Consider the following 17,492-nt stretch of genomic DNA (forward strand, 5'->3'; position numbering starts at 1 on the left):
GTTTTACACCGCGCGAACGCTCAGACGGTGCTCTCGGTCTTCCACGTTCGGGGGCTGGATCCGTCGTCACCGAACTCGACCAGGTGGGCGTCGAGCATCTCATACGCGTCGCGCATCTCGCCCGTCACGTCGACACCCAGCTGCTCGACTTGCCGCAGGGACGGCTGGCGACCATTCGTGTGCGGACTGTATCGAGCCACAGCTTCGATCTGAGCGGCGCTCACCTCGCGAGCGAGCGCGAGCTCGAACGTGTCACTCGCGAACACCAGGAAGACGGCGGTATCGAAGTCGAAGCTCCGGAAAGGACTGAACTTCGCTGCCCTTCCCGCCCGTCGCGCACTCATCGCCTTGACCTGGATCCTCTGGCCGTCCGCATCCGTGACATCGTGCGACTTCGTCGAGTTCGGTTCGAGGACCCCACCGCGTGCGACGAAGACCACCTGCTCGGCGATGTCACCCAACGGCTTGTTGTTGGTGCGCACGAGGTCACGCCTCCGGAGTTCGGACACGATGCCCGCCTCGAGCCTCAGCAGATGCCTGACGGAGAAACCCCTGAGGTCGGGCAGTTCGTCCACCATGTGTGTGCTCCCTGAGGGTCAGACGTTGAATCGGACATACACAACCCGATGCTGCGGCATCGCATTCGCGTCCAATCCCTCCGAGCCTAGGCGGCGGTGCGGTCTTCGTGCGGATGGAAATGCCGGCGGCGGACGCTTGTCAGCTGCCTCCCTCGACGGACCACAACTCCTCAGCGTCGAGGACCAGATCGATCAGCTGCCGCAGCAGACCCCCCATCGTCGTCGACCTCAACAACGCGTACCTGTCGTACTCGCCCAGCGGGGCGATCGCCGCCAGCTGCCACACGGCTTCGACGGGATCGTCCGACAGCTCGATTCCGGCATCCGAGTGCGGCTCCGCGACGCGGGCGATCGCGCGGCGGACAAGCGCTTCCGCCTCGGTCCGCAGGGGTGCGAGCGCCTCGGACCACTCCAATTCCGGCAGCATCGAGAGCTCGGCCCGGGGATACGGGTCCTCGTCAATCCAGCGCTCGACCGTGAATCGCCGGGTCCCTACGCCGACGATGAGCAGGTCGTCGGCGCCCGCGGCGACGCTCGCCAGGCGCACCATCGTCCCGACCGATGCACGCTGGTCGCCACCCCCGGCTTCGGACCCGCGCTCGATGAGGACGACGCCGAACTCGAACCCCGGTTCGTCCTCATCGAGCAACCGCCCGACCATCCTGAGATAGCGCGGCTCGAACACCCTCAGCGGGATGGGCACGCTCGGGAACAACACGGATCCGAGCGGGAACATCGGTGAGGCGGCCATACTCCAGTGAAGCACCGCAGACGTAGAGTGAACAGGTGCCCCGACCGCGCCCCGAGATCCCAGCAAGGGGACAGGAGTCTGTCTGGGACTACCCGAGGCCGCCGCGCGTCGAGCGCGTCACCGTGCCCGTCACGATCCGTCTGGGCGGGCAGCTCATCGTCGAATCCCGAGACGTCGTCCGGGTGCTGGAGACCAGCCATCCGCCGGTCTACTACATCCCGATCGCGGACTTCGCACCCGGCGCGCTGGCCGACGCCGACGGTTCGTCGTTCTGCGAGTTCAAAGGCACCGCACGATATCTCGACGTGCGCGGCGGAGGCGAGGTGCGGTCTGCGTGCGCCTGGAACTACCCGCATCCCTCGCCCGGTTTCGAACTGCTCCGGGACCGCGTCGCCGTCTACGCGCAACAGATGGACGAGTGCACGGTCGAGGGCGAGGTCGTCACGCCGCAACCCGGAGGGTTTTACGGCGGCTGGATCACGAAGGGCGTCGTTGGGCCGTTCAAGGGGGTGCCCGGGTCAGGCGGCTGGTGAACGGTGGGGATTCAGAGAGTGAAGCCGGCTAGACGTTAAACCTAAACTCCACCAGGTCGCCGTCCTCGGCTAGAGCCGGAGGCGACCAACCCGGCCGCGTTGATACTTCTCCCTCGCAGTTCAGGCATTAGGTCCCGGTTTGCGAATTGGTCATGTGTGGACCGATGTATCCGACGTAGATGTTGCCGGATCGAGACGTGTCGTCGAAGTAGTACAGCCGTGGATCTTGCCGGCTGATCCGCGCTAGCTTGAAGTGCTCGAGCATAGTTGTCTCGCCCCGCGGATCAACATGGTCAGGCACGGGAAGGACTCGCTCGTCACCGTAGCGCTCTTTCGTGAACTTGGTTTCCGTAGCAGCGTGCAGGTTGACGGGGAAGCTCCGATAACCCACGGGCTGATCCTCCAGGAACTTGTGGACGCTACCATTTGCGTCTCCGCGCTCCTTCGCCTTGACGTAGTCGCAGAGAGTCGTAACGGCCTCCCACGCTCGTTGGAGCGCCTTGCCTTCAGTGTCGATCGTTTGCAGAACCGCCGTGGTTCGTTCGTCACCCGTGAAGATAACGTGATGGGCTTCTAGGTCCCCGAGCCGCTCCAAGAACTCTGCAAAATCAATCGGCTCTTCGCCCAGATCGGAGAGGTCGTCATTTTCTGCGATTGTGCCGCCGAACGCCAGATCCGGGCGGCCGATTTCGACCAACGATCGGGTCAAATAACTGATTCTCCTGTTCTGATCATCGATAGTCTTCTCTGCTGCTTCAAGCTCTTCGATCGCGTCTAGGCGGTCAAGTTTCGCCAGCTCCACTTCGTCCACCAACACGTCATTGCGCTGCTGGAGTCGGGCAAGCTGGTCCGACGCTTCATGGAACGCTTGCGGCTCGATTCTCTCAGCCGTCGCTAGCTCGAGCAGGTCCGCAAGGCTGGCCTCCGAGAGGTCCGGCAGACCCAGGCTCGCCTGTACCCTCGCGAGTTCGCGCGCAAGCCGCCCAGCCTCCGCCTGGGCGGAGCTCAAATCTCTCAGGAAGTGCATGTCCGCGGCCGCGACGTCTACGCGGGGGCGTTCCGGACGCACGGGCGTAGCAAACGTGGCGGCGGCGGCTGTTCCGATTCGTTCGAACCGCCTGCCCCATTGCAGCAGGTCTTGAGGCGTTGGACGCGTCGACAGGACTTCTCGGGCCACGAGGCCAAGGAGGCGAATGATCTCCCTGTCCGAATTCCGCGCCAGTCGTTCTGTGCCAAGGATGCGGTTCGCGCGAGCGCCCGCGGTGCTGGCAAGGTCCAACCCAGGCAAATAAGTGCGCAACGTCCAGGCCGGCGTTGCCCACCTCTTACCGACCGCGCTGGAAAACGCTTCGGTTGCATCCGGGTCCAGAACAATTACCTGCGCGAGGCCGACGGTCTCTTTAGACCACTTCGAAAGGCGCCTCACGAAGGAGTCGAACGGAATCCGACTGTCGGTGCCAGCAACGAAAATAGGACCACGGCGCGACGAGGACTCGAGAAGGGCGAGAAGCTCATCGACATCCGCAACCCCTACATGCCGGGGCCCGGCAGCTAGGCGCGAACCATCCGCCAGCGGCAATACATCAAGTAGCCATTCAGCCAACCTCGGACGGTTCACCCAACCGCCACCCGCGCGAACAATCTCCAGCGCAAGCCACCCACCCTCGCGCTCGCCCTCAACCGCGGTGAGGGTGGTCGAGAACTGCCCCCCAGCATTGGTTTCGTCCATCACAAAGCGCAGAGCGTTCTGATGATTGGCCTGGTGGTGTCTGACCTCAAGCCGGTTCCCCGCCGAACCTCTGACGACACCGTCCGAATAGAGATCAATCTCCGAACTGAATTTCGGTGCTAGCCAGCGCGCCGCCTGGTGTATCGCTTCGGCACGCCAGCCCGGTCCCGATTCAGCAGTCCAGAAAGCCCTGTAACCCTGAGCCCGGACTGAATCTGCGGATCCGGTGCTCCCTAGCTCGTCCAATTACCCCCCCCCAAATCGTGAAGCAAGAATTCATACATTGCACGGAGTGGAGCGATAGCGAGCGTGGTCAACGCCCCGGAACTCGCTGCTCCACGCGGTCGAGGTGCTGTTCGCGAGTTGGCTCCCATCCATGAACGGGAGGCTACCGGACGATACGGACATTCCTGTCGCTGGGGCCCGCGTGGTCGAAACGTTCAGCCGGACCCAACGAAAAGCTCCACGGACCGACGTATTCGCGATCAAACCACGCAGGTGGTGGATGCCTCCACAGCCGATGTCATGTAACGACCTCGTACTGGCGGCGGTGAGGTGCGCAGACCAAGGCACCATCGATGCCGTGATGCACGAGAAAAGAACGTTCGCATCAGGGCACCCTGGCTCCGACCCAGGCTATCGAGCCTGACAGGCCCGCACGGGCCCTTCTTCGAGGAATTTATCGAGATGCAGCGGCACAGCTTCTCTACTTCCTAGCGTCCAAAGCCCAGCCAGCAAGACGTTTCCGAACCTTGGATTGTCTGAACAACTACACGTCTACAGGACTCAATCAATCGGCCACACCGGATCGCGGCCAGCTTCCTGAAGCGGTCTTGCATTGCTCATAGGATCCAGCCCCGCAGTAATCGCAAGGCATCGCCAGCCAGTAACCGTCGCTCATAGCTCGAACCTAGCGTCGGCTCGCGCCGCAGCTGAACGCGCTGGGCGCCAAACGGTGCGCGGGTCTTGAAAGCGCTAGACGCCTTCGGTGGGTAGACCGAGTAGTTCACGGTAGCATCACCACATGAGTGCCGGTCAGCTGTCAAGCGAGCAAGTTCGCAGAGCGCTGCTAGACCAGAATTTCGTCCCGCGGGCTTCTCGCCGTGGTGATGACTTGCCCCCTAGCTTGACTACTTTGGGCCTGAACAGGGTCTCGGCGCGGATTGTTAGGAACCATACAAACGGAAGACACTCGTCGCGAAAACGTACTCGGACGATGCCTGGTTACTCTGTCTCAGAGATTCGCCTCGCTCATTACAGGTGGAACCCAAGGCGCATAGAACTGCCGCATCCGGTTCCGTATTCAGCCCTCGTGGAGACACTTGCCGAGCATTGGGAATCGGTCGTCGCCCCACGCATGAACTCGGACCGAGCTCAATTTCAGATTCGTCAACACAGCGATGGTCGAATTGTTTCGATGCAGCAGACGAGACCCCACTTGCGTCCGGGTGTCGGCAGTCGCTTCCGGGTACACGCCGATGTCGCGGCGTTTTATGACTCGATATACACGCACTCCATTCCGTGGGCGCTTCTCGGAAAGCAGGCAGCGAAGGCTAATCGCGGCGCAGAGCTTCCAGCGAACCAAATCGACAGTGCGCTGCGATTTGCGCGGCGCGGCGAGACAACAGGAGTATCAACGGGTCCGGGGACTTCGATGATCGTGGCAGAGATTCTGCTTCAAACCGTCGACGAGCGGCTCACGCGTTTTCGCTTCGAGCGGTTCCTAGATGATTACGTCGCCTACGCAGCAACCGAAGCGGAGGCGGAGGAGTTTGTACGCGTACTCGAATCCTCGCTCAGAGAATTCGGCCTCAAGCTCAATGGCCGGAAGACAACAGTTGAGGCTCTTCCCTTGCCGGACGAACCCGGCTGGATTAGGGAACTTCGCCGTGCCAACAATTCGCGCCCTTCGGAAATGATCGACAGAGCGATCGACCTGTCTTTGAACGATCCGAGCGCGAGTGCAATCCAATGGGCGTTATCCCGTGTCCGACGAGAGATTGCCGACTATCCAGCCGCCGAGCAAAGCCGAATCCTTAGTCGGCTAGCTGAACTGGCTTTCACACATCCTCATACGACCCCGGTCTTGGTTGATGCTCTAAGAACCGTGAATGGTGAGATAGCCGCAAGTGACGTTGACACCCTGCTCAAGAAGCATGCGAACGACCTCCAATCGAGCGCAATTTGCTGGCTGCTGCACCTCACGTGGCTGCGGGATATAGAGATCAGCGACGAGAGCTGGAACGCAGTCTGCGCCGCAACCGACCCCCTCGCTAACGCTTTCCTACTCAGTCAGCCTCGGCGCCCGACGAGCAAGGCAAGGCGCGCGGCGTTGGTTGATTCACTCGCCGATCCGGTCGACGATTACTCGAGGGACGAAGAATGGCCGAGTCGGTATGTGGCGTTTCTAAACGGGCGTGAAGACATGAACGATCCTTCGTTTTCAGAACTGCGAGACGGAGGGGTGAGGCTGCTCTCTGACCCTAGGGAATGGGAGGACGAGGTCTTCGTTGAGGATCCGCCGCCAGAGCCGCCGGACGCCTATGACGAGGCTTCGGACGACGAGTGGATGGGGCTTGGGCTTAGTGGATGATGAAGCGTGAGGCGAGTGTCGCGCTCAGTCACCGCCTGTCACCCTTCGGACGCGTCCGATCAGGCATTCGAGCAGGCTATTGCGAGGCGCGTTTGTAGACGTCCATGCGAACACGGCCCGCACTGGCCATGAATCGTGGGCGCTCCAGCAACGCAACTGCCCTATTCGAAGTCGTCTGAGAGAAAGTTCGTCCAGTCGCGTTGGTCGTCGACCTGGACGATGAGGTATTCCCGAACGCCAAACAGATGGCTGTAGGCCGCGTCGAATGCAGCCATGAGGCGGGGCAGATCGAGAGATACCCGCACGTCGGGCAGTTGCTGCGCGAAGCGGAACGCATTGCCGCTTGGATCGAGATCGGCGAGCAAGTCCAGGAACTCGCTCGTCTGCGTACCGACTGGGTCGAACTGAAGGGCTTGCAGATTTTCATTGAGGAAGTCGCGCAAGTTGGCCAGCCTATGCCGCAAGTCACGCCGCAGCCGGGCCTCGACCGCGGCCGGGTCGGGAGCGGTCGCGTCCTGACCCTCGCTCCGAAGGATTGCGGAGGCCATGATCGCTTGCTTAATCAAAGTCTCAACGGCGTGCCGATATGTGTAGAGGATCGGCAGCAAAATCCGCTCGGCGTCCGCTCCGTCGCCCTGCCGGCTTTGGAACAGCCGATGAGCTGCCTCACGGTACGAATCCGGAATGTCGCTCGAGAGTCGCCCCCACCAGAAAGTGCCGAGCCAGGGCTCCGAGGTGTTCTCAAATTCCCGGAAGAGAGCGGGCACAGCCGGTTCGTTCGTCATGTCTTGCCTATCCACGACGGAACTCCGCGAGGCGCCGGTTCGGATTGGTCGCGCGTACAATCCGTTCGCGCAGTTCAGTATTGAAGATGTTCAAAATAGAACGCAGGTCCGCCATTAGCCCTTCGAGGTAGACGTACTTCCGAACCTGAACTCCACAACATCCCCATCCTGCATCACGTAGTCTTTCCCCTCCATGCGCGCCTTCCCGCGCGCCCGCGCCTCCGCGACCGACCCGGCATCCACCAGGTCGTCAAAGGAGATCACCTCGGCCTTGATGAAGCCCTTCTCGAAGTCCGTGTGGATCACCCCCGCCGCCTGCGGAGCCTTCCAGCCCTTGTGGATGGTCCAGGCGCGCGACTCTTTCGGGCCGGCGGTGAGGTAGGTCTGCAGGCCGAGGGTGTCGAAGCCGATGCGGGCCAGCTGGTCGAGGCCGCTCTCCGTCTGGCCAGTGGATGCGAGGAGCTCGGCAGCGTCGTCAGCGTCGAGGTCGATGAGTTCGGATTCGAGTTTCGCGTCGAGGAAGACCGCCTGAGCCGGGGCGACGAGCGCGGCCAGTTCGGCGCGGCGGGCGTCGTCGGTGAGGACCGATTCGTCCACGTTGAAGACGTAGATGAAGGGCTTCGCGGTGAGCAGGCCGAGTTCGGCGATCGGCTCGAGGTCGAGCTTCGCGCTCGACAGCGGCTTGCCCTCGAAGAGCACAGCGTGCGCCGCCTGCGCCGTTTCGAGGACGACCGGTTCCAGCTTGCGGCCCTTGACCTCTTTCTCGTAGCGGGTGATCGCCTTGTCGAGGGTCTGCAGGTCGGCGAGGATCAGCTCGGTGTTGATGGTCTCCATGTCGCCTGCCGCATCCACCTTGCCGGCGACATGGACCACATCCGGGTCGTCGAAGCCGCGGACCACCTGGGCGATCGCGTCGGCCTCGCGGATGTTGGCGAGGAACTTGTTGCCCAGACCTTCGCCCTCGCTCGCGCCCTTCACGATGCCCGCGATGTCCACGAACGACACCGGAGCCGGCAGGATGCGCTCGCTGCCGAACACCTCTGCGAGCTTGTCGAGGCGCGGGTCCGGCAGGTTCACCACGCCGACGTTCGGCTCGATCGTGGCGAACGGGTAGTTCGCCGCGAGCACGGTGTTCTTGGTCAGCGCGTTGAAGAGGGTGGACTTTCCCACGTTGGGGAGTCCGACGATTGCGATAGTGAGAGCCACGATCGACCATTCTACGGGGCCGGTCGCCGCACGGGTCCGCGCCGGTGACGCATCCGGGCACCCAGCGCCTGCGCCTACGCCTACGCCGCAGCGCCCGCCTGCCCCGCCCTCAGCCCGCAAGCACCGCCCGATAACACTTCGTGACATACGGCAGCTCGAACGTTTCCCGCCCGGCCAGCTCCGGATGCTCGGCCGCGAGCCTGCGCAGCGACCCGATCACCGCCGCCTGGGTGTCCGCATCCTTGGTGATGAAGTAGCTGCGCGACCTGGCCAGGTCGAGCATCCCGTCGACGGTCATCGGCTGCACCCAACGCACCTCGTGCGTGTCCAGTGGGCCGAACGGGGCGCCGACCACCGGCTCCACCTCGTCGCTCGCGTACGCGGCGCCGGTGTCCATCAGCTCGCCGAGCTGCCGCACCCAGTCGACGGACTCGTCGCGGAAGTTCCACACCAGCCCGAGCGCCCCTCCCGGCCGCAGCACGCGCGCCACCTCGGGCACGGCACGCTCCGGATCCACCCAGTGCCACGCCTGCGCGGAGAGAACCAGCCCGGCCGAATCGTCGTCCGCCGGGATGCTCTCCCCCGTCCCCAGCCGCACGCCGACGCCCGGGATCCGCTCCCCCAGCACGCGCAGCATCTCCGGCGACGGGTCGACCGCCGTGACCTCGAACCCGCGCTGCACGACGGCGGAGGTGAGCTTGCCGGTGCCTGCGCCGAGGTCGATCACCGGACCGCTCGCGTCGCCGATCAGCCACGAGACGGCCTCGGCCGGATAGCCGGGGCGCGCTGCGTCGTAGACGTCGGCGGCGAGGTCGAACGAGCGGGCGTGGGCGTCGTGGTCGTTCCGTTCGTACATGCTGCCGATGCTACGCGCGCCGCGACGGTGGATGCGCGGGTGGGCACCGCGCCTCCGGCCAGTGGGTGCGCGCCCCCGCACCGCCCATCCGGCCAGTGGATGCGCACCCCACACCGCCCATCCGGCCAGTGGATGCGCACCTCACCACCGCACGCATCCGCGGCACACCGCCCGTGCATCCCGGCGGCGTCGGTGGGCCGTGCGAGCATGTTCCCGTGCCACTGGACTTCACCGCTATCGACTTCGAGACCGCGAACGGGAGTGCGGCGTCCGCCTGCTCCGTCGGGCTGATCAAGGTGCGGGACGGCAAGGTGGTCGACCGGGTGGGGTGGCTGATCCAGCCGCCGATGGGACACGACTTCTTCCAGGAGTGGAACACGCGCATCCACGGCATCCGCGCCGAGGACGTCGTCGGCGCCGCCGGGTGGATCGACCAGCTTCCCGACCTGATCGCGTTCGCGGAGGACGACTACCTCGTCGCCCACAACGCCGGTTTCGACATGGGCGTGATCCGAGCAGCGTGCACCGCCACCGCCGTCGCCTGCCCCGACTACAGCTACCTCTGCAGCCTGCAGGTCGCCCGCAGGACGTACACGCTCGACTCCTACCGCCTCCCGGTCGCCGCGATGGCCGCCGGATTCGAGGACTTCCACCACCACGACGCCCTCGCCGACGCCGAAGCGTGCGCCGCGATCATCGTGCACGCCGCGCGCCGCCACGGAGCGGCCACCATCGACGAGCTCGCCGCGAGCACAGGCTCCCGCCTCGGCCGGATCGGCACCCCGCAGGCCGCCTGACCCTGCCGCGCCGGCCCGCTGGTGCTAATGTCGGACCAACCCATTTGTCCTGACATGATCGAGGTTTCGGTGCCCCAGAGCGACGGCTCCCTCCCGCAGCACCTCTTCATGGACCTCGACCATGCCGGCCCCGTTCCGCTCTACTTCCAGGTGGCCACCCGGATCGAGAACGCCATCGTCGACGGCGAACTGCCCCCGGGATCCCGGCTGGAGAACGAGATCGCGCTCGGCGAGCGCCTCGGCCTGTCACGACCCACCGTCCGCCGCGCCATCCAGGAACTGGTCGACAAAGGTCTCGTCGTACGCCGCCGCGGCATCGGCACCCAGGTCGTGCACGGCCCGGTCACCCGGAAAGTGGAGCTGACCAGCCTCTACGATGACCTCGCCCGCGACGGCAAGCACCCGGAGACCACGCTGCTGCTGCACGAGGTCATCCCTGCAGGCACCCGGATCGGGGAACTCCTCAACCTCGACGTGTCCAGTCCCGTCCTGCACCTGCGCAGGGTGCGCAGCGCCGACGGCGTGCCCGTCGGCGTGCTCGAGAACTACCTGCCGTCCGACTTCGTCGACATCACCGAGGCCGACCTGGCCGCGCACGGCCTCTACCAGCTGATGCGCGGGCGCGGCACCACCATGCGCGTCGCCCGCCAGCGGATCGGCGCGCGCCGCGCCTCCGCAGAGGAGAGTGCGCTGCTGGAGATCGACGAGGGCGGACCGGTGCTCAGCATGGACCGCACCGCCTACGACAACTCCGGCAGGGCCGTCGAGTTCGGCCACCACTGCTACCGCCCCGACCTCTACTCCTTCGAGATCACCCTCGTCGACAAGTAGGCCGCCGGCCTCCGGTATCCGGCCTCCGGCCTCCGGCCCTCCCGCATCCGGCCGCCCTGCCCCATCCGGCCTCCGGCCACCCCCGCCGAACCGCCGAGATGCCACTAACTGTCGCGAAACGCCCGGGATGCGCGACAGATACTGGCATCTCGTCCGCGCGCCCGATTTCCCTAACAGCCAGCATATTTATCCGCAGTGGTATACATCTGACCACTCCCTTGCTAACACTTCAGAACTGACGTAATAATGTCCTGACAAAGCATCACAACGCAAGGGAGCGCCCGTGTCAGAACCAACAACGTCCACCGCATCGCCCAGAGCAGGGGGCGGGATGCCGTCGCCGAGCCGCCGCTATCTCCGCACCGTGACCGTCCTGTCCACCTTCGGCGGCCTGCTGTTCGGCTACGACACCGGGGTCATCAGCGGCGCCCTGCCGTTCATGCGGTTCGCCGACGCCGCGCTCACGCCACTGCAGGAGGGCATCGTCGTGTCCTCGCTCCTCGTCGGTGCCGCGCTCGGATCGTTCGCCGGAGGCCGTATCGCCGACCGCAGAGGCCGGCGCACTCTCCTCCTCTGGCTGGCCGCGGTGTTCTTCGTCGCGGCGGTCGGCTGCGCGGTCGCGCCGAGCATTGCCGTCCTGGTCACCGCGCGCTTCGTCCTCGGCATCGCCGTCGGCGGCGCGTCCGTCACCGTCCCGCTCTATCTGGCCGAGATGTCGCCCGCCGCGCGCCGGGGCCGGCTGGTCACCCAGAACGAACTGATGATCGTCAGCGGCCAGCTCGCCGCGTTCACCGTCAACGCGCTGATCGCGTCCCTCTTCCCCGGCAACGACGGCGTCTGGCGCTGGATGCTCGCCGTCGCGTCCATCCCCGCCGTCATCCTCTACTTCGGGATGCTCGTGCTCCCGGAGAGCCCGCGCTGGCTCATCCTGCACGGCCGTTTCGCCGAGGGACTGGCCGCCCTGCGTCGCGTCCGCGAGCAGGACGAGGCCTCGGCCGAGTTCGACGAGATCCAGGCGCACGCCGCACCGCAGAACCCGGGCACCGCTCCCGAGCGCTCCGCGTTCTCCGAGCTGGCCGTGCCGTGGGTGCGCCGCATCTTCCTGATCGGCATCGGCGTCGCGATGGTTCAGCAGCTCACCGGCGTCAACTCGATCATGTACTACGGCGTGCAGATCCTGCAGCTGGCCGGCTTCGACCAGCAGGCCGCGCTGGTCGGCCAGATCGCGAACGGCGTCATCTCGGTACTCGCCACCTTCGTCGGCATCTGGCTCCTCGGCAAAGTCGGGCGCCGCCCGATGCTGCTCACCGGACTCGTCGGCACGACCGTCTCGCTGCTCCTGGTCGGCGTCTTCTCGAGCGCACTGGACGGCTCCCCCGCCCTTCCGTTCGTGGTGCTCGGCCTCACGATCACGTTCCTGGCGTTCCAGCAGGGCGCCGTGTCGCCGGTCACCTGGCTGATGCTGGCCGAGATCTTCCCCGCGCGCATCCGGGGCTTCGCCTTCGGCCTGGCCGCCCTGGTGCTCTGGCTGACGAACTTCCTGGTCGGCTTCCTGTTTCCGCAGCTGGTGGATGCGCTGGGCATCTCGACCACGTTCTTCCTGTTCTTCGCGGTGGGCATCGGCGGTGTCGTCTTCGTGAAGCTCTGCCTTCCGGAGACCCGCGGCCGCTCGCTCGAAGCCCTCGAACGCGACTTCCAGCTCCGGCGCTGAGTAGCACGAACGCCGAGCAGCACGAACGCCGAGCAGCACGAACGCCGAGCAGCACGAACGCCGAGCAGCGCGAACGCCGAGCAGCGCGAAACCAGTAACTGCCGCGCATCCCCCTGGATGCGCGGCAGTTACTGGTTTCTCGGTGCTGGGCCGCCTAGGCGTAGAACGCGGGGCGCGTCACGTAGCTGACCTCGACCCGCTTCCCGGATGCCTGCGCGGACACGCCCGCTTCGCAGACGGCTGCGGCGAGGTAGCCGTCCCAGGCGCTCGGTCCGTCGATCGTGCCGCGGCGCACCGCATCCACCCACCGCTGCACCTCGGTGTCGTACGCGCGGGCGAACCGCGTCGTGTACGACAGGTGCTCGGCCTGCCGGAACGCTCCGTCCACGTACCGCGCGATGCCCGACGTGCGGCCGATCTCCGCGACGCTGCGCTCGAACACGGCATCCGTGGTCACCTGGTAGCCGAACTGGATGTTGACGCTGATCTCCACGTCCGCCAGCACACCGGATGCGGTCTCCAACAGCACCAGCTGCGGTTCACGCAGTCCCTCGGGAGCGAGAGAGTTCCGCCGCGGCTTCCGCACCTCGACGGCCGCGATCGGCTCGCCCACCAGCCACGGCACGACGTCGATCTCGTGCACCACGGAGTCGGTGATCAGCATGGTCTCGGTGTACCCGGGAGGTGTCGACGGGTTGCGGTGCGCGCAGTGCAGCGCGAGCAGAGCGCCGGCATCGCCGGAGTCGATGAGGGCCTTCAGCTGCAGGTACTCCTCGTCGAATCGCCGCATGAACCCCACCTGGATGCGCGGACGGTCCGTCTTCTGCTCGGCCTCCAGGATGCGCAGCGACGATTCGGAGTCCGGCGTCAGCGGCTTCTCGCACAGGATGTCCACCCCGGCGTCCAGCGCCGGCAGCAGCACGGATTCGTGGAACGGTCCGGGCGTCGCGATGATGACGGCATCGATGTCGTCGTGTTCGAGGGCGTCTTCGATGCGGCTGCGCGTGACGGCACCGGGCGCTCCCGCCGCGGCGGCCGCCGCCCGGGTGGCGTCCGGCTCGACGACGGCCGCGACCTCGGCGCCGGTGATGCGCCCAGCGATGCGGCTGATGTGGTCGGAGCCCATGATCCCGGCGCCGACGACGGCGATGCGGAGCGGTTCTGTGGTCATGCTGATCTCTTTCGGTGGTGCGGTGAGCGGTGTGGGTGGAGCGTGTAGGCCCCCGGGCGTGCAGGCGAGCGTCAGTCCTGCCTGGCGTGACGCGTGCATCCGAAGATGTGCTCGCGGGTGCGCTTCGCGATCGGGTACGGACGCTCGATGTCGGTGCCGTACATGTCCTGCTCGACGATGGCGAAGATGTTCTGGTCGATAGCGCTGACCGCTTCGATGATCGGCGCGAAGTCGGGCACGCCGGCCGGCGGCTCCGTCATGACCCCGCGGGCGACCGCCGTGGCGAACGGGACGTCGTTCTTCAGCACGTCGGCGAGGATGTCGGTGTCCACCTGCTTGAGATGCAGGTAGCCGATGCGCTCCGGGTACGCCCGGATGAGCTTCAGGTTGTCGCCGAGGTAGTAGGAGAAATGCCCGGTGTCGAGGCACAGGTTCGTGTACGCGGCGTCGGTCTCCGTGAGGAACCGCTCAACCTCGCCGTACGTTCCGACGTGGCTGTCGGCGTGCGAGTGGAACTGCTGATGCATCCCGAACTCTTCGAGCAGCGCCTTGCCGAGCTTGTCGTGGCCGGCTGCGAGCTTCGCCCACTGCTCGTCGTCGAGCGTGCGGTTCTCGAGGACCTCCTCGGTGGCGTCGCTGCGCCACAGATCCGGGATCACGACGAGGTGCTCCGCGCCGAGCGCGGTGGCGAGTCCGGCGACCTGCAGAGCCTGGTCCCACGCCCGCTGCCACTGGTCCTCCCCCTTGTGGAAGCCGGTGAACACCGTTCCGGCGGAAAGCTTGAGGCCGCGCGAGCCGAGTTCGTCCTCCAGCTGGTGCGGGTCGGTGGGCAGGTAGCCGTACGGCCCGAGCTCGATCCAGGTGTAGCCGGAGGCGACCACCTCGTCGAGGAAGCGCTGCCACGGAATCTGCTTCGGGTCATCGGCGAACCAGACGCCCCACGAGTCCGGGGCGGTGCCGATCCGCAGGGCGGGGGTGCTGTCTGTCATCGTTCTCCTCGTGCTGCTCGGGATGTTCTGGGAGCGCCTCAGCCGACGTATGGCCGCTGCCGCGCCTTCTGCTCGTCGTACGCGTCGCGCGCCGCGCGGGTGCTGTCGAGCTCGGACGCCTCCGCCACGGGCACGTCCCACCAGCCTTCGCCGTCCGGCGAGAACAGCAGGGGGTCGCTGTTGATGTGGATGAGGGTCGGCCCGCTCGCCGCCTTGGCCTGCGCGACCGCCGCCGTGAGGTCGGCGATCGCGTTCGCGCTCGGCTCGACCCGGATCACGTCGACGCCGAGGCTGGCCGCGTTCGCGGCGAGGTCGACCGGGAGTGCCGGACCGTCGTCGAACGCGTTCGCCGCGTCGTCGCGGAACCGGTACCGCGTGCCGTAGCGCTGCGATCCGACCGTGTCGCTGAGGTGCCCGATGGAGGCGTACCCGTGGTTCTGGATGAGCACGACGATGATCTTCACGCCCTCCGCCACCGCGCTCACCAGCTCGGTGTGCATCATCAGGTACGAGCCGTCGCCGACCATCACGATCACGTCGCGGTCGCCTGCGCCACGCTTGGCGCCCATCCCTCCGGCGATCTCGTAGCCCATGCAGGAGAACGCGTACTCGACGTGGTAGCCGAGGTCGTAGCGCACCCGCCACAGCTTGTGCAGGTCGCCCGGCAGCGAGCCGGCGGCGCAGACCACCACATCCCGGGGGTCGCTCGCGGCGTTGACCGCGCCGATGATCTCGGTCTGCGACGGACGGTCGAGCCTGCGGTCGACGAAGCTCTCGTCGACCAGCGCATCCCATGCCCGCTTCTCGCGCGCGATCTCGTCGCGGTAGCCGGACGGCGTCGCGAAGCCGGCGAGCGCGTCGCGGAGGGCGACGAGCGCCTCGCGGGCGTCGGCGATCACCGGCAGCGTCGACCCGTGCTTGTACGCGTCGAAGGACGCCACGTTGACGTTGACGAAACGCACCCCGTCCCTGGCGAACGCCGTGCGGGATGCGGTGGTGAAGTCGCTGTAGCGCGTGCCGATCCCGATCACCAAGTCTGCCTGCGCGGCCAGCCGGTTGGCGGCCGAGGTGCCGGTGGAGCCGATGCTGCCGAGCGACAGCGCGTGGTCCCAGGCGATCGCGCCGCCCCCGGCCTGCGTGGTGCCGACCGGGATGCCCGTCGCCTCGGCGAACGCCCGCAGCTCGGCGGCCGCGTCGGAGTAGATCACGCCTCCGCCTGCGACGATGATCGGCCGCTCGGCGGCGGCGATGGCCTCGACGGCGCGGGCGAGCGCACCGCGCTCCGGCACGGGGCGACGCACGTGCCACTCCCGGTCGGCCAGGAACTCCAGCGGGACGTCCAGCGCCTCCGCCTGCACGTCCTCCGGCAGCGCGATGGTGACGGCGCCCGTCTCGACCGGATCGGTCAGCACCCGCATGGCGCCGAGGGCGGCGGAGAACAGCTGCTCGGGGCGCACGATCCTGTCGAAGAAGCGCGACAGCGGCTTGAACGCGTCGTTGACGCTCATCGAGGCGTCGTGCGGGAGTTCCAGCTGCTGCAGCACGGGGTCGGCGACGCGGGTGGCGAAGGTGTCGGACGGCAGCAGCAGCACGGGCAGCCGGTTGGTGGTGGCGAGCGCAGCCCCGGTGAGCATGTTGGTCGCGCCGGGCCCGACGGACGCCGCACAGGCGAACGTTCCCCTCCGCCTCCGCAGGCGTGAGTATCCGACGGCTTCGTGCACCATCGCCTGCTCGTTGCGCGCCTGGTGGTACGGCATCAACGCCGGGTCCTGCACGGAATACTGCTTGAGCGCCTGCCCGATCCCCGCCACGTTTCCGTGCCCGAAGATGCCGAAGGTGCCGGCGATCGTGCGTTCGCGGTGGTCGCCGTCGACGGTCCACTGGTGGGCCAGGAACTCGACGATGGCCTGGCTCACGGTCATGCGCTTGGTGCCGCTCACAGGGCTGCTCCTTCGTTGGATGCGGGGGTGGATGCGGGGGTCGCGGTGGGCTCGGGTGCGGTGGATGCGGCGCGATCCGGCAGATACGGAAGCCGCGCATCCATCCCCTCCGCCTCCCAGGTCCGGCGCACCCATCCGTGCGCCGGGTCGTCGGTGATCAGCCAGGAGCGTTCCGCATCCGGGCCGGCCATCACGTTGAGGTAGTAGAGGTCGTAGCCGGGCGCGGCGACAGCCGGACCGTGGTATCCGTGCGGCACGAGTGCGATGTCCCCGCTGCTCACGCGCGCGTCGATGGCGATCGGCCGCTCCCCCGACGAGTACGTCGCGAACACGCCGAACGGCGCAGCGGTTGCCGGCGCATCCATCCCGCGCGTCACCGCCGTCTCGAAGTAGTAGATCTCTTCCAGCCGGGATTCGACGCCCGGCCGGTGCTCGTCGTGCTTGTGCGGCGGGTACGAGGACCAGTTGCCAGCCGGCGTGATCACCTCGCAGGCGATCAGCGTGGCCGCATCCAGGGCCCCGGGCACCCCGAAGTTGTGCACCTGGCGGCTCGACTGTCCTCCGCCGCGCAGCTCGACGGGAACCGCAGACGCCGGAAGGTACGCGGCAGCGCGTCGCTCCGCGGCGCCCGTTGCAGCGCCCGCGCCAGCGCCCGACCCGGCGCCCGCCGCCGTCACCGCCTCGGCCACCGCGACCCGACCGTGCCCGCCGATCGTCGCCGCCGTTCCCGCGCCGAGGTAGAGCACATCCGTCGGACCGTCGAACACCGATGCGCGCCCGGCCAGCCTCTGCGTCGCCCGCTCGGCCCCCGGCTCCTCGTACTCGACCGTGAACGAGCCCGCCAGCGGCACGATCATCCGCTCCACGTCGCCCGCGGCGAGCGCGACGGTGCCGCCGTCGAGCTCGGCGACACGCAGGCCGGTGTGCTGCCAGCCCGGGATGCGCGCATCCACCACCGACTCCCAGCCGTCCTCCGCGAGGTCGCCGGGGCCGTAGACCCACTCACTGCCATTGCGCATCGC

At 66.7% G+C, this 17,492-nt stretch carries 15 protein-coding genes; 5 read left to right on the plus strand and 10 right to left on the minus strand.

Translation table 11 applies throughout. From position 1 onward, the window contains the following. Positions 1-20 precede the first annotated feature (20 nt). Complete coding sequence (locus tag ACN6M5_RS06660; protein WP_434948976.1) at positions 21-578, minus strand: DUF6998 domain-containing protein; 558 nt, start codon at positions 576-578, stop codon at positions 21-23. A gap of 139 nt (positions 579-717) precedes the next feature. Continuing rightward, complete coding sequence (locus ACN6M5_RS06665) at positions 718-1,329, minus strand: LON peptidase substrate-binding domain-containing protein (protein WP_434948977.1); 612 nt, start codon at positions 1,327-1,329, stop codon at positions 718-720. Positions 1,330-1,364: 35 nt separating this feature from the next. Between ACN6M5_RS06665 and ACN6M5_RS06670 the strand changes: the two genes are divergently transcribed. Further along, positions 1,365-1,862, plus strand: a complete 498-nt coding sequence (locus ACN6M5_RS06670; RefSeq protein WP_434948978.1) for a DUF427 domain-containing protein — start codon at positions 1,365-1,367, stop codon at positions 1,860-1,862. Positions 1,863-1,989: 127 nt separating this feature from the next. Here ACN6M5_RS06670 and ACN6M5_RS06675 read toward each other — a convergent pair whose 3' ends face one another. Further along, the gene (locus ACN6M5_RS06675; RefSeq protein ID WP_434948979.1) at positions 1,990-3,594 is read right to left on the minus strand and encodes a hypothetical protein; all 1,605 of its coding nucleotides are present in this window, start codon (positions 3,592-3,594) and stop codon (positions 1,990-1,992) included. Between the two features lie 1,309 nt (positions 3,595-4,903). Here ACN6M5_RS06675 and ACN6M5_RS06680 point away from each other — a divergent pair. Beyond that, on the plus strand, positions 4,904-6,184 hold the full coding sequence (locus ACN6M5_RS06680; RefSeq protein ID WP_434948980.1) for an RNA-directed DNA polymerase: 1,281 nt from the start codon (positions 4,904-4,906) through the stop codon (positions 6,182-6,184). Positions 6,185-6,345: 161 nt separating this feature from the next. Here the strand turns inward: ACN6M5_RS06680 and ACN6M5_RS06685 are convergent, their stop codons facing one another. The 3 genes from ACN6M5_RS06685 to ACN6M5_RS06695 form a co-directional block, all read right to left on the minus strand. Continuing rightward, positions 6,346-6,969, minus strand: coding sequence for a hypothetical protein (locus ACN6M5_RS06685; RefSeq protein WP_434948981.1), 624 nt, complete (start codon positions 6,967-6,969; stop codon positions 6,346-6,348). Between the two features lie 114 nt (positions 6,970-7,083). After that, on the minus strand, positions 7,084-8,175 hold the full coding sequence (gene ychF, locus ACN6M5_RS06690) for a redox-regulated ATPase YchF (RefSeq protein WP_434948982.1): 1,092 nt from the start codon (positions 8,173-8,175) through the stop codon (positions 7,084-7,086). A gap of 109 nt (positions 8,176-8,284) precedes the next feature. Next, a complete protein-coding gene (locus ACN6M5_RS06695) occupies positions 8,285-9,031 on the minus strand; it encodes a class I SAM-dependent methyltransferase (RefSeq protein WP_434948983.1) in 747 nt (248 codons plus the stop codon). Between the two features lie 215 nt (positions 9,032-9,246). On the opposite strand from ACN6M5_RS06695, the gene ACN6M5_RS06700 reads away from it, so the two are divergent. From ACN6M5_RS06700 to ACN6M5_RS06710, 3 genes are all read left to right on the plus strand, one after another. After that, positions 9,247-9,828 (plus strand): exonuclease domain-containing protein, encoded by a 582-nt coding sequence (locus ACN6M5_RS06700; RefSeq protein WP_168689740.1) that lies wholly within the window; start codon positions 9,247-9,249, stop codon positions 9,826-9,828. 54 nt (positions 9,829-9,882) lie between these two features. Beyond that, positions 9,883-10,659: a GntR family transcriptional regulator gene (locus ACN6M5_RS06705; protein ID WP_434948984.1), complete on the plus strand. Its 777-nt coding sequence runs from the start codon at positions 9,883-9,885 to the stop codon at positions 10,657-10,659. 283 nt (positions 10,660-10,942) lie between these two features. Beyond that, a complete protein-coding gene (locus tag ACN6M5_RS06710) occupies positions 10,943-12,370 on the plus strand; it encodes a sugar porter family MFS transporter (RefSeq protein ID WP_434948985.1) in 1,428 nt (475 codons plus the stop codon). A gap of 154 nt (positions 12,371-12,524) precedes the next feature. On the opposite strand, the gene ACN6M5_RS06715 is transcribed toward ACN6M5_RS06710, so the two are convergent. The 4 genes from ACN6M5_RS06715 to iolB all read right to left on the minus strand — a co-directional run bounded on the left by ACN6M5_RS06715 (position 12,525) and on the right by iolB (position 17,489). Continuing rightward, a complete protein-coding gene (locus ACN6M5_RS06715; protein WP_434948986.1) occupies positions 12,525-13,541 on the minus strand; it encodes a Gfo/Idh/MocA family protein in 1,017 nt (338 codons plus the stop codon). A gap of 71 nt (positions 13,542-13,612) precedes the next feature. Then, positions 13,613-14,530 carry a sugar phosphate isomerase/epimerase family protein gene (locus tag ACN6M5_RS06720; RefSeq protein WP_434948987.1) on the minus strand — a complete coding sequence of 306 codons (918 nt, stop codon included), beginning with the start codon at positions 14,528-14,530 and terminating at the stop codon, positions 13,613-13,615. Positions 14,531-14,568: 38 nt separating this feature from the next. After that, positions 14,569-16,452 carry a 3D-(3,5/4)-trihydroxycyclohexane-1,2-dione acylhydrolase (decyclizing) gene (gene iolD / locus ACN6M5_RS06725; RefSeq protein ID WP_434952333.1) on the minus strand — a complete coding sequence of 628 codons (1,884 nt, stop codon included), beginning with the start codon at positions 16,450-16,452 and terminating at the stop codon, positions 14,569-14,571. Between the two features lie 14 nt (positions 16,453-16,466). Further along, positions 16,467-17,489: a 5-deoxy-glucuronate isomerase gene (gene iolB / locus ACN6M5_RS06730; protein WP_434948988.1), complete on the minus strand. Its 1,023-nt coding sequence runs from the start codon at positions 17,487-17,489 to the stop codon at positions 16,467-16,469. Positions 17,490-17,492: the final 3 nt, after the last annotated feature.

This window comes from Leifsonia araucanica (assembly GCF_051161895.1).
Taxonomy (GTDB): Bacteria; Actinomycetota; Actinomycetes; order Actinomycetales; family Microbacteriaceae; genus Leifsonia.